Below are 12,466 nucleotides of genomic sequence, written 5' to 3' on the forward strand. Positions count from 1 at the left end.
AATATATTCGCTGAGGGTTGGTGCTTGATCCTGGGCGTTCATGCCATCGAAAATTTGATCGCAAAAATTGACAATAAAAGCGCGCACGAGATTAGTTTCGATACCAGACCCCGTCCCGATTTCAACCATCACTATCCGGAGGGGTCACTATTCTCAGGATTTCGAGTTTTAATTTATCACACAGACATTCAAAACATCAAAATCATTGAGCTATTCGGAAGGATTAAAGATGGTCAACTATCTCAACCCATAGAAATTGATATCTCCAAATTAGAATAAAGCAACGATAACATCACGCCACCAATTCAAATTCAATTATTTCTCAATCACAGCTTCATACTTGATTACATGCCAGAGGTGGATGGCCCCAGAGCACTTGCGGTGCTGTCGATCTGACCGTGTTCCAGCCGCAGCAACCTGAACATAGTGAGGTCAGTTTGCGGGCGCCCACCCATCAGCGTTGAAGCTCGTTGTGCATCCACACACTTCCTTCGGTACTGGTTTTGCCCGACTGCCCCAGCAATCGCGCACCAAAAAGGGACCGACAATATGGGGTTGCAGTGCCTGACGGCTTGCTACATTCTGTTTCTCGTAGCCCTTCTCACAGAACATGAAGATCCTCTCCTCCAGGTTTTCTGGCCAAACACCGACCACTCCGGCCAAATACTGTGTCTTCTCCCACTTTGATGCGAACGATCGGGTGGAGCGCTACGTGCTGTACTACCTGGAGCAGCTCAAGCGGTGTGGCTACGAGGTGCTCCTGGTGTCCACCAGCCGGGCCATCTCTGACGCGAGCGTGGAGGCTTTGTCCAAGGTCTGCCACACCGTCTGCCTTCGAGAGAACGTGGGCTACGACTTCGGCTCCTACAAGGCGGGGATCGAGCTGCTGAAACAGCAAGAGGCCCAAGTCAGTCGTCTGCTGGTTGCCAACGACAGTGTGTTTGGCCCCTTCAACGATCTGCAGCCGATCCTGCATGAGATGGAGCGCGAGGACATCGACCTCTGTGGACTGACCGATTCGCACGACCACGGGTACCACCTCCAGAGCTATTTCATCTCGTACAGCACCAGGCTGTATGAAAGCGCTGCGTTCGACGACTTCTGGTCTTCGGTCGACCTCATCAGCAACACCACCGACAACTTCAAACAGAAAATCGTTCACAACTACGAGGTGGGTGGCAGCCAGCATTTTCTTCGGACCGGTTGCAGCTACTCGGTCGTCTTCCCGTACCGCGACGTTCTCGACCGGTTGTTTCAGCGCACGCTGCGAAAGCTGGAGGCGTCCAGGCTCCCGAACTCCGACATCGTGATGCACTACGGCGAGCTGGTGTACAACCTTAACGCTTCCCACGCCTACTGGGATGAACTGATCGACATGGGCATGCCCTTCATCAAGCGCGAGCTGTTGACCAAGAACCCCACCGCCACGGATGTCTCTACCTGGTCCCAGAAGATCGAGGAAAGCTCGCCCTACGATGTCTCCATGATCCTTGAGGCCCTCATCAACCAGGACGCGATTGAAAACATCTACCCCATCGACATCGGACAAGCGCTGTCCGTCATCCAGACTCCGGAGGACGCTGTCGATGTCCCCCTCAATCCTGCGCTGAACAAGTGGATCAACATGGCCAGCGTGCCTGCTGCGGTTCCGTTCCGCTTTGACGACCAGTTCTACCTCAACAACTACCCCGACGTTGCTGCGGTCGTCCAGGCCGGCGACTACCCTTACGGCTTGGCGCATTACAGGCGCTACGGCTTCCAGGAAGGCCGCAAGTGCGTGTTCAAACGGGTGGTGAAGAATTGAGAGTCCTGTTTTCCACGTATCCGATGGCGTTTCACACGCCAGGCGGAGGCGAAGTCCAGCTGCTGGCCTATCGGGACCATCTGCCGCAGATCGGGGTCGATGTCACCCTGTTTGATCTGTGGAATCCACGCTTTGATCAGCACGATGTGGTTCACTTTTTTTCGTGCGTTGGCGGCTCGGTGCACTTCTGTCACTTCGTCCGCAACTTGCGAAAGCCCCTGGTCATCACGTCCAGCCTCTGGATCACCGAAGAAACCAGGCACCTTTACCCGATTGATGAGATCCGCCATCAGCTCTCGCTGGCAGACCGGGTGATCACCAACTCGGAGATGGAAAGCGACACCCTGGCCCGGGTTCTGGAACTGGACCGATCGAAGTTCGCAGCGGTCTACAACGGTGTGGACGAGGTCTTCCAGAAGAGGCCCACTCCGGATCTTTTTCGCTCCACGTTCAACGTTCGGGGCCAGTTTGTGCTCAACGTCGGCAACATCGAGCCGCGAAAGAACCAGCTGGGCCTCGCCCAGGCCATGGCATCGATGCCCGATCACGAACTGATCCTGATCGGTCACATCCGGGACGCGGCCTATTTCGACAAGGTCAAGGAAGCGGCGCCAGAGGGGCGGTTTCGGTACCTGGGGCCGCTGGACCACCATTCCGAGTTGCTCCGCTCCGCCTACCAGGCCTGTGACCTGTTTTGCCTGCCCAGCACACTGGAAACGCCGGGTTTGGCCGCGCTCGAAGCGGCTACCCAGGGTTGCCGCCAGGTCATCACGGAGGAGGGTTCGACCCGGGAGTATTTTGGTGACGAGGCCATCTATGTTTCGCCCAAGGACCCTCAAGCGATCGCCTCTGGACTGAGGCAGGCCCTGTCGATGCCAGCGCCGACCGCTACACAGGCGGGCCAGATCTACGAGCGCTTCGCCTGGATCCGCGTCGTCGAAAAACTGAAGTCGATCTATGAAGGCGTCATCTGATATGGCTACCACGCAACTTGTCCACGAGGGATCGCTCCATCAGTCTGGCCATGCAACGGCCTGCGTGTTTGCGCACACAGCCGGCAGCGAATTCATCGGCGAGTACGTTTTCCACTATCTGCAGTGCCTGAAGCAGATCGGTTGCACCAGCGTGTTTTGTTCCAGCGCCGTGCAGCTCCGGCCCGAGGACCTGGCACGCCTGCAGACACTGTGTCACCAGGTTGTCCTGGGTGTTCCGCCTGGCCATCTGTTCCATGCATACCGTGCAGGCCTGGGTCTGCTGCAAGCCGACAAGGACAGCTGGGACAAGGTTGTGTTCACGCACGACCAGCTGTACGGCCCGCTGAACGATCTGAGCCCTTTGTTGCGCTTTGGTGACGAACGGGACCTTGATATCTGGAGTGCCTCGGACGGGTTTGCCAGCGGGTACTACCTGCACAGCGATTTCCTGGTCATGCGGGCAGAGGCTTTGGCGCACCCATCCGTCCGTGAATTCTGGGACCTCCTCCCAGCCCTGCTGCCCGAGGCCGGGAACACGGAGAGCCACCGTGCATCGCTTCGCCAGATCGAGATGGACGCCTGCACCCGATTCACCGATGGCCTGTTGAGGTTGGGAGCTTTCTGCAGCGTGTCCGATGTGCGGCGCCATGTGGCCGAAGTGCTGGCCTCCCAACTGCCAGACCGTTCTTCAATCCGGCGCCGGTTGCTGGACGGTGTGAACGTGCGTCAGGACGTGCGCCAAGCCTACTGGGACCTGATTGTTGAGACGTTCCGTTATCCCTTCATTCATGCGGATCTGCTGCGACACAATCCCCTCGGCGTCGACATGGATGGGTGGGATACCCTGGTCCAACGGCAGGCCGGCTACGACGTTGACCTGATCGGCCAGGATCTTCGCGAATTCCACCACGCCGACACGTCGAAGCAACTGGCCTGGCTGCTGGATGAAGTCGAAACACCAGCGGGTATTCGGCTCCCCTATTTCCTGACGCAGCTCCTGACCACCTGGCCCGATCTTGAGGAAAAGCTGAACATCGGGGTGGCCACCGAAGAGGCTGTTCTCAACTCCATGGCGTTTTGGGAACATCCCCAGCGCAAGGCGATGCCGGACCTGGACTGGCCGGCCTCCAATCGATTCCCGGATGTGGTTTACGAACCCGCTCCGGGCATCGTCCAGGACTCGGCCCTGCCCATCACCAAAGGGGCCCTGGCCGTCTGGCGAACGCGGACAGATATTCAATCCTTCGACCTGAATACCTTCCTGGGCCGGCAGCAATTCACCCACTGGCGCCTCACGCTGGGCCAGCTGGAGTATCGATTCCTGGCGCTGACCGACCGGGACATCGCCCACCTACATGCCCCGTGTCAGGTGTTCGCCGGCAGGATCTCGCACTTGCCCAATCTGGCACTGCTCTCCGCCATCTTCCACACCACGGCAAGCATTGTTCAGCAACTGCAAGAAGGCGATGTCGCGGCCTATGAGCAGTGGTGGCCGTGGAAACAGGTCGAACTGACTGCGATGCTGGATGGCCTGGTCAAACATCCCCCGCTGAAGAAATCGGGTTTCCGTGCGGGTTTGCCGCGGGGGACGCGCCACGAACGGGGTGTCAATGTGGTGGGCTTGCCCAATGGCCAGTTTGGTGTTGGCGAGGACGCACGAACCGCCACGCGGGCGCTGCTGCGCGCCGGGGTAGACACTTGCGTGTGCCCCGCACCCATAGGCGCCCTGACAACGGTGTACAAACCCGAGTGGACCGATGACCTCGTCTCCAGCACACCCAAGTCCAGGACCAACCTGATCTGCCTGCCGGCAGCGGACACCTACCAGCTCATCCTCAAGGGCTGGGCGCCGGTGCTTGCGGGCCGCTACAACATCTGTGCATGGCAGTGGGAGCTGCCTGTCTGGCCCAAGAGATGGGTTCCGTTGCTGAACATCCCGGACGAGATCTGGGCACAGTCCCGCTATGTGGCCGACATGTTTGCCAAGACCACCGACAAACCGGTCACCTACATGCCGCTGTCCATCGACAAGCCGGTGTTTTCACCCAGGGGAAAAGCCTTTTTCGGCATACCGGACAACGCCTACACGTTCTTGTCCGTGTTCGACTGCAATTCGTGGATCAAGCGCAAGAACCCGATGGGTGCGGTCAAGGCATTTGCCACTGCGTTCCCCCCCGGGCGCGCTGACGTTCGACTGGTGGTCAAGATCATGAACTCCCAGGCATCCATTCCAGAGTACCAGGAGCTTCTGGCACAAGTGGCCAAGGACTCGCGGATCATCCTGATCGACAAGTTCCTGCCGCGCAACGACATGCTCGCGCTCATCGACGCATGCGACGTTTTTGTTTCACTGCATCGATCGGAGGGTTTTGGCCGCGTGATCGCCGAGGCCATGTACATGGGCAAGCCCGTGATATCGACCAACTACTCCGGCAGTGTGGACTTCGCGTTCGAGGGCACCGCGTACACCGTTGACGGACCGCTGGTGTCGTTGCGGCAGGGTGACTACGTCGAATTCGAGGGCCAGTACTGGATGGATCCGGACCTAGATGATGCAGCCGCTGCCTTCAGGCGCTGTGTGGAAGACGAACTCCGAACGCAAACTATTGCTCTGGCGGGGCAACGACAGATATCGGAGAACCACACCATCCAGAAAATAGCTTGCAGATATCTTGAGCGCCTCAAAGCACTCAACATCGATTGAACAAGTTGCCGATATCGAACTTACCCAAGCTGTACCACCAAGCCTTGCCGGAGATCACCTTGTCATTGCCATTGTTTTTCATTCATCCGCCCAAGAGTGGAGGATCAACCGTACGCACATTTTTTGACCTCAATCTGGGTTCGAACCAGTTCTCTGACTTCCTGTGGAATCGTCCACGCTGGAACAATTGCAAGCAAAAATTTTCAATCTCTAAATTCGGTGGTGGTCATTTCTCATTTGGCTATCACCGTGCCCTGAAGATGGCCGTGAACTACACCACCATTCTGCGGGATCCGCTGGCTCGCCAGATTTCACATTTTCACTATGCGCGCAGCGGCAAGAATGGTGAAGTTTCCCAGGGAGTCCCCATTTCCCTCATGGAAGCAGGCGCCATGCGGGGCGACATCTCCATAGATGAATGGGTCAGTGAATCCTATGATGACCTGAATCTGTTCACGAAGATGGTGTCTGGCCATCCAAATCCGGACACAACCAGCCTGCAGGTCGCCAAGAACAACTTACGCGCTCACTTCCTCGCTGTCGGTACCTGCGAAGACATGAGCAGCTATTTGTTGCGGCTCTGTGCAACCGGTGGTCTTCAGATGCCTTTCTTCGTGGAGGCCAACCGCGCCCATCCAAAATCGCCCGTCTCCCCTGTTTCAGATGCTGCCAAACGCAAGTTTCTGGAAACCAATCGGCTGGACGTCGAACTCTACACAGAAGCCTCCACACTGATTGCACAGGACGAGCAGTCCTATGGTCCGGCGTTCGCGGATGCACTTGAGCAGGTGAAGCAAATACAACGGCAAATCAATTCGATGCCCAACCCCCATGTGCACGACTCGTTTGCATTTGGGTTCAACGATGAACATCTTTCCAAGGTTCGAACATTCATCAAGGACTGCAACCTGGACGCCATACAGCACTTCCTGACGCAAGCTCGCGAGGCGAAATATCACGGGAGAGCGGACCTGTATGAAGGGCATGTTGACGGCATTCTGGACGGCGTCGTCCGCGGCTGGGCACTCAACTTCACGCATCCCGCCGAGGCAGTCCACCTGAAGGTGGTGTGCGGGGATCGTGTCGTCGCGACTGGCCGGACCGGAGAACCTCGTGCGGATGTTCAGGCGGCAGGGTATGACACGCCCACCTCCGGTTTCAGTATTTCTCTACCCAAGAACATGGTCAGTCCAGAGGAAGATCTGCACGTGCTGATTGAAGGTACTTCGAACCGTTTCCCCTCCAGTGGTCCCTGGCGTTTGGGCTGGCATCTGGCTTGACCCTCTCAAATAACCCATCCATGAACACCACGATACGCATCGTCGCGCCGGACATCCACACGGGTGACGCGGTGGGCAATCATTGCATTCATCTGGCCCAAGATCTGAACGCTGCTGGCCTCCCAACGGCCCTCTATGCTCAGCGGTCAACGCCCTTGGATGCACCCATCCTGCCGCTGGAAGCGCTGTTTGAGCATGCTCAGGCTGGTGACCGACTGCTGGTCAGTTACTCGATTCACGACCCCTATCTGGAGCAGTTGCTGGCCATGCCACAACGCAAGGCCTGCTACTTCCATGGCGTCACACCGCCAGAACTGCTTCGCGAGCACGAGCCTGTCACCGCCGATCTCTGCGCTCGTTCAGCCCTGCAGTTCCCGCTGCTGGCACGCTTTGACCTGTTGCTGTTCAACTCCGAGTACAACCGCCGCGACCTGTCGGCATACATCGACACGAGCCAGGGCATCGTGATTCCCCCGATCTCGCCCAGCTTCAAGCTTTTCTCGTGGCCCGAGGTGCACCGGGTCGGCGGTGGCGACCCCCTGATCCTGGTGCTGGGCCGTGTAGTCCCTCACAAACGGATTGAGCAGGCCATCGAACTGACCGCCATGCTTCACAAACGGGGATGCATCGCCAGGCTTGAAGTGGTGGGCCCCTGCTCAAACGATGGCTACCGCACCCATCTGAACCAGAGGATCGAGGCCCTCGGACTGAGCGCCTATGTGCAGATGCGCGGCATGGTGGACGAGGAAGCTCTGCAAGACTGCTACGCCAGAGCCTCTGTCTTGCTGTCGACGAGCGAACACGAGGGCTTTTGCGTGCCTGTGCTCGAAGCCATGCACCTGGGCGTGCCTGTCGTGGTGAGACAGGGAACGGCCGCTGTCGAAGTGGGAGGGAGTGCTGTTCTGGCGTTCTCAACCGCCGACGAGGCTGCTGGTCAGTTGCACAAGGTTTTGAACGATCAGGGAGCTCGTGACGAACTGGTAAAATTGGGTCGTGAGCGCGCGTCAGCGATGATCCGCCAAGCTTCTGTCGACATCTGGATTCCGCTCCTGGAACGACTTTAGGCACCGCTCCAGGCGAACCCCAGGACCTGCGCCCAGCGTTTGTCCTGCTCTCTTGGGATTCCCGCGATTCACGACCACCAGGCCAGGCGCTGTTCGCGTGGTCGTGCATTGATACCTATAACATGTCGCCTCCTCGCGTTCTTCTGACCACCTACCACCACGCCTATCTCAAGAAGGCGGGTGGAGAGTTCGAAATTTTCTCCATTTCGGAGAAGCTCAAACGCCACGGCATGATCGCCGACATCTACGGACCCTTGTCCCGTGGTCTGGAGAGCTATGACGTGGTGCTGCACTTTTCGGTGCATGGTGGGGGTCTGGATCTGCTCCGCTACATCCACGATCAGGGCAAGCCCATCGCGCTGTGGCCGAATCTCTGGCTCAACCGGCCTGCCAACGACATCGGTCAGATGGTGCGCGCCTACACCGACCTGGCCAACGTGGTGATCTTCAAGTCGTCGGCGGAGCAGACCATGTTTTCCAGCCAGTTCGATCTGCCCGCCGACAAGGTTCGCCGCGTCATCACGCAGGCCGATCCGGTGTATCAGAAGCCGGCACCTGCGGGCCTGTTCCCTGCCCTTTACGGGCTGGACCGGTATGTGATCGGTGTCGGCATCATCGAGCCCAACAAGAACCAGCTGTCGGTGATCCGGGCCCTCAAGGGCAGGGACATCAAGCTCGTCCTCATTGGTGGACATCGCGATACCCAGTACTACAGAACGTGTCAGGCTGAGGGCGGGAACGATGTGCTGTTCATCGAAGCATTGCCGGCCCGCTCCGAGCTGATGCGATCGGCATTGCGCGAATCTCGCCTGTTCATCGAGTGCTCGCACGAACCTCCCGGGCTTTCGGCGATCGAGGCCGGTCTGGCCGGCTGTCAACTGGTGCTCAGCGAATCACCTTGGTCCCGAGAGCATTTTGGCGACCTGGTGCAGTACTGCGACCCGAACAGCCTGGACTCCATTCGCAACGCGATCGATGTCTCGCTGACCAAGGCGCCTGGCTCGCAGGCTTTGTCACAGCACCTGGTGCAGTATTGCGCCGACGAGTCCATCGAACGGCTGGTCCACATACTCGCGGATATCGCGGCATGAGACTGGTGCTGGTGCGACACGGCCTCTCCGAGGCCAATCTGAAGGGTCTGGTGACGGGCACGCCACTGGACGACCTGTCCCCGGCTGGTATCGAGCAGGTGGATCAAACGCGCCGCTTCCTGGAGCGCATTGACTTCCAGGCCAGGTACTTTTTCACCAGCCAGTGGCTCAGGGCGCAACACAGCGCCCGCATCCTGTTTCCAGGCGCCGCCTTCCAGGTGGACCCCCGGCTGGGCGAAACCCATGCGGGGTCGGTGGCCGACATTCGACTGCCCGAATTTCTCACTCAACAACCTGACTTCTACGCCAATCACCTGAACCGCTACCCGGATGGTGAGACCCACGCGGAGCTGAATCAGCGTGTGCTGGCCTGGCTCCGGGACATTCAGGAACAGTGCGCGGGTACCGTGGTGGCCGTGACGCACGCAGGACCCATTGCCTGCCTGCTGCAACACGCCCTGGGCATCCCCATGGAGCGTTTTCCCAGCCTCATCGCATGCAATGCCAGCCTGAGTGTGGTCGACTATGTGTCGGTCGGCGACGCGGGCAAACTGGTGCTGTTTTCCCAGCTACCAGAATCTTCGGCCAGGACGTTGATCGGGGTCCCTGCATGAGCAAGGTCCGCGTCCTCGCCTTGCAGCGTGAATCGCACGTGGCTCCCGGCGTTCCTTCCTTGTCGGTGGCAGCCCGTGTGACGGAATTGCTGGACTACTTGCAGGACCGGGGTCAGATTGACTACGCCTCGATCTCGGAAAGCGACCCGGCAGCGACCAATGGAGTGCGCTGGGCCGATGTGATCATTCTCAGCAAGCATTCTTCCACCGCCGCACTGCAGCTCACCCAATATGGACGCCAGTTGGGCAAGCGCCTCGTCTATGACATTGACGACTGGATATTTTCCTTCCCTGAATACAGCGGTGGACGGGCGAAAAACGACAAGACCGGCCTCATTCTGGACATCCTGGAGAACTGCCATGTGGTGACGGTCGCCAACCGTCGCCTGCAGGAGAAGATCCGTACCCATGTGCCGGTCACGCACTATGTGCCCAACGGGATGTGGGTCGAGAAGTACGCTCCATCCGGGTTGCCGACCATCTGCAAGGAGGCCATTCCGAACAGGATCGTGTTCACGAATGCCGACCTCATCAAGCTGGAGAGTTCCAAGGAGCTGCTGCTGACGGCCCTGCAGGTGTTCTTTCTCAAGCACCCTCAGTTTGTTCTTGATTTCTACGGTGACCCGTTCCCCGAGATCATTTCGTTGCCCTTTCTGCATTTCACCAACCGCATGCCCTATGAGCAGTACATGCACTCGCTCATCTCGGGCAGCTATGCGTTTTCCATCACACCGCTGGGCGCCGGTGAGGACGCAGCCGCATCGGATTTCAATGCCTGCAAGAACCCCTTCAAGTACCTGAACTACGGGGCCGCGGGCATTCCTGGCATCTACTCGGCATCGCCCATCTACACGCGCTGTATCGCCAACATGGAAACGGGCATTCTGGTGGAGAACAGCCTGAATGACTGGTCCGAAGCGCTTGAGCATCTGGCGTTTGACCTGAGCCTGCGTGAGCGCATCCGCACAGCCGCCTTTGATGACATCATGAACCGGCACCATGTTCGCAAGAGTGCCGAGTCACTCGTTCAGACCTTTGGTTGACAGTGGCTCCGCACATGCTCCGGATTTATGAACCCCTCTATGCGGTCGGCCAACAAAAGGTCGAACCCCTCTTCCTGCCACTCCCGTTGGCCAACAATGACTTTGACTGGCGCGAGTTCAGGATATACGTTGACTTCTACCGACAAGGGCGTCACCGTGGTCCTGGACATTGCGGCATTTTTTCGCCCAAGTTCGCACTAAAATCAAAAATTCAGACCTCCCAGTTTTTCGACTTTTGCCGGTCTCATGAAGAAGCTGACGTTTGTTTCTTCAATCCATTCCCCCAGGTCCGGTACGTGGCATACAACGTATGGACCCAGGGAGAGCCGTGGCACCCAGGATTGATGCAGGTTGCGCAGGGTCTGATGGATGCGGTCGGCATCCCCTGGAAAATTGACCGTATTCCCCGGCACGGCGAACAATTTCTGGCCTTTTCAAATTTCTGGGTTGCAAATGAGAAATTCTGGGACGCCTATGTTGGTGGCATTCTGATTCCCATAGCAGAATTTCTCCAGCAGCAACCTGATCATCCGGTTGCCAAGCTGGTGATGCAGGGCACCTATCACACGGACAAGGCCTCGTTTCTGCCATTCATCATTGAGCGACTCTTCAGCACCTTTATTTCCCTGCATCTGGAGTTCAGTTGCAAGTCATATCCAATTCTGGACATCAGACCCTATTGCCTGAACGAAGCGGAATGGGAAATTGCGACCGCCATGAAGCCGTCGATTGACGCCGCAGACAAAAATGGCTACTTTCCAATAGATTTGGTGGAGTCCCTGAGCCAGGCTGCAATTTCCAATACAGCACAAGGGAAACGATTCTTTCTGAACAATCCGCACCCCCACACGGGAAGAGTGATATCAGATCACCCGACTGTCTCTTCTTGATTTCACCATCGTGACAGCCGAACCATAGAGGCGAAACTTTGAAACTCATCATCCAGATCCCTTGCTACAACGAAGCCGAAACCCTGGGCATTGCCCTGTCAGCGCTCCCGCGACAAGTCCCCGGCTTCGACAGCGTTGAGTGGCTGATCATTGACGACGGCAGCACCGACGACACGGTCAAGGTCGCGCTGAGTCACGGTGTCGACCATGTGGTCCGGCACACGCGCAACCAGGGTCTGGCACGTGGTTTCATGAACGGCCTGCAAGCCTGCCTGGAGCACGGCGCCGACGTGATCGTCAACACCGATGCCGACAACCAGTACGAGGCCGACGACATCCCCCTGTTGACGGCCCCCATCGTCAACGGCAAAGCCGACATCGTGATCGGTGCCCGACCCATCCAGGCGATCGAACACTTCAGCCCGATCAAGAAGTTGTTGCAAAAGCTGGGGAGCTGGGTCGTGCGTGTGGCCAGCAAGACCAGCATCCCGGACGCACCAAGCGGCTTCCGGGCCATGAGCAGGGCGGCGGCCCAGAAGCTCACGGTGTTCAGTGACTACACCTACACCCTGGAAACCATCATCCAGGCGGGCCAGAAAAACATGGCCATCACGTCGGTGCCCATCCGGGTCAACGGCGACCTGCGGCCTTCCCGCTTGGTCAAAAGCATTTCCTCGTACATCCGGCGCAGCATCGTCACCATCATCCGCGTCTTCGTCATCTACCGGCCGTTCCGTTTCTTCGCTTCGATCGGCATCACCCTCTTTGGTCTGGGCTTCCTGATCGGGATGCGCTTTGTCTACAAATGGTTGACGACGGACAACGGTTACGACGGCCATGTGCAATCCCTGATTCTGGCGAGCTCGCTGATGGTCATCGGTTTTCAAACCATCCTGATTGCCTTCGTGGCCGATCTGCTCTCCGCCAACCGCAAGCTGCTCGAAGAGATCCGCTCGATGACCTTGCAGAACCGGGATGCGCTGCGCTGAGCGCGGCAGCGGC

General features: G+C 58.0%; 10 protein-coding genes. All 10 read left to right on the plus strand.

Features of this window, described 5'->3' with window-relative positions; genetic code table 11:
- The first annotated feature begins 712 nt into the window (after nt 1-712).
- The 10 genes from F3K02_RS22670 (at nt 713) to F3K02_RS22715 (ending at nt 12,453) form a co-directional block, all read left to right on the plus strand.
- Nucleotides 713-1,804, plus strand: coding sequence for a rhamnan synthesis F family protein (locus F3K02_RS22670; protein ID WP_218179556.1), 1,092 nt, complete (start codon nt 713-715; stop codon nt 1,802-1,804).
- Nucleotides 1,774-2,778: a glycosyltransferase gene (locus tag F3K02_RS22675; protein WP_343067135.1), complete on the plus strand. Its 1,005-nt coding sequence runs from the start codon at nt 1,774-1,776 to the stop codon at nt 2,776-2,778. The genes F3K02_RS22670 and F3K02_RS22675 overlap by 31 nt, the downstream gene beginning before the upstream one ends.
- Nucleotides 2,762-5,482, plus strand: a complete 2,721-nt coding sequence (locus F3K02_RS22680) for a glycosyltransferase (protein ID WP_218179557.1) — start codon at nt 2,762-2,764, stop codon at nt 5,480-5,482. Before F3K02_RS22675 ends, F3K02_RS22680 begins: the two co-directional genes overlap by 17 nt.
- Nucleotides 5,479-6,762, plus strand: a complete 1,284-nt coding sequence (locus tag F3K02_RS22685; protein ID WP_177138225.1) for a sulfotransferase family 2 domain-containing protein — start codon at nt 5,479-5,481, stop codon at nt 6,760-6,762. The genes F3K02_RS22680 and F3K02_RS22685 overlap by 4 nt, the downstream gene beginning before the upstream one ends.
- A gap of 20 nt (nt 6,763-6,782) precedes the next feature.
- Complete coding sequence (locus F3K02_RS22690; RefSeq protein ID WP_177138227.1) at nt 6,783-7,826, plus strand: glycosyltransferase; 1,044 nt, start codon at nt 6,783-6,785, stop codon at nt 7,824-7,826.
- A gap of 122 nt (nt 7,827-7,948) precedes the next feature.
- Nucleotides 7,949-8,917 (plus strand): glycosyltransferase, encoded by a 969-nt coding sequence (locus F3K02_RS22695; protein ID WP_177138229.1) that lies wholly within the window; start codon nt 7,949-7,951, stop codon nt 8,915-8,917.
- On the plus strand, nt 8,914-9,531 hold the full coding sequence (locus F3K02_RS22700) for a histidine phosphatase family protein (protein ID WP_177138231.1): 618 nt from the start codon (nt 8,914-8,916) through the stop codon (nt 9,529-9,531). The genes F3K02_RS22695 and F3K02_RS22700 overlap by 4 nt, the downstream gene beginning before the upstream one ends.
- Nucleotides 9,528-10,574, plus strand: coding sequence for a glycosyltransferase family protein (locus F3K02_RS22705; protein WP_177138233.1), 1,047 nt, complete (start codon nt 9,528-9,530; stop codon nt 10,572-10,574). The genes F3K02_RS22700 and F3K02_RS22705 overlap by 4 nt, the downstream gene beginning before the upstream one ends.
- A 14-nt stretch (nt 10,575-10,588) precedes the next feature.
- Nucleotides 10,589-11,464, plus strand: coding sequence for a hypothetical protein (locus tag F3K02_RS22710; protein ID WP_177138234.1), 876 nt, complete (start codon nt 10,589-10,591; stop codon nt 11,462-11,464).
- A 38-nt stretch (nt 11,465-11,502) separates the two neighbouring features.
- A complete protein-coding gene (locus F3K02_RS22715; protein ID WP_177138235.1) occupies nt 11,503-12,453 on the plus strand; it encodes a glycosyltransferase family 2 protein in 951 nt (316 codons plus the stop codon).
- Nucleotides 12,454-12,466 lie beyond the last annotated feature (13 nt).

The sequence above is a fragment of the Hydrogenophaga aromaticivorans genome (genome assembly GCF_013387465.1).
Lineage (GTDB): Bacteria > Pseudomonadota > Gammaproteobacteria > Burkholderiales > Burkholderiaceae_C > Hydrogenophaga > Hydrogenophaga aromaticivorans.

Bases quoted from the DNA above. Each gene is read 5' to 3' on its own strand.
- F3K02_RS22680 (WP_218179557.1), top strand. From the start codon at position 2,762: ATGAAGGCGTCATCTGATATGGCTACCACGCAACTTGTCCACGAGGGA.
- F3K02_RS22690 (WP_177138227.1), top strand. From the start codon at position 6,783: ATGAACACCACGATACGCATCGTCGCGCCGGACATCCACACGGGTGAC.
- F3K02_RS22695 (WP_177138229.1), top strand. From the start codon at position 7,949: ATGTCGCCTCCTCGCGTTCTTCTGACCACCTACCACCACGCCTATCTC.
- F3K02_RS22700 (WP_177138231.1), top strand. From the start codon at position 8,914: ATGAGACTGGTGCTGGTGCGACACGGCCTCTCCGAGGCCAATCTGAAG.
- F3K02_RS22705 (WP_177138233.1), top strand. From the start codon at position 9,528: ATGAGCAAGGTCCGCGTCCTCGCCTTGCAGCGTGAATCGCACGTGGCT.
- F3K02_RS22710 (WP_177138234.1), top strand. From the start codon at position 10,589: ATGCTCCGGATTTATGAACCCCTCTATGCGGTCGGCCAACAAAAGGTC.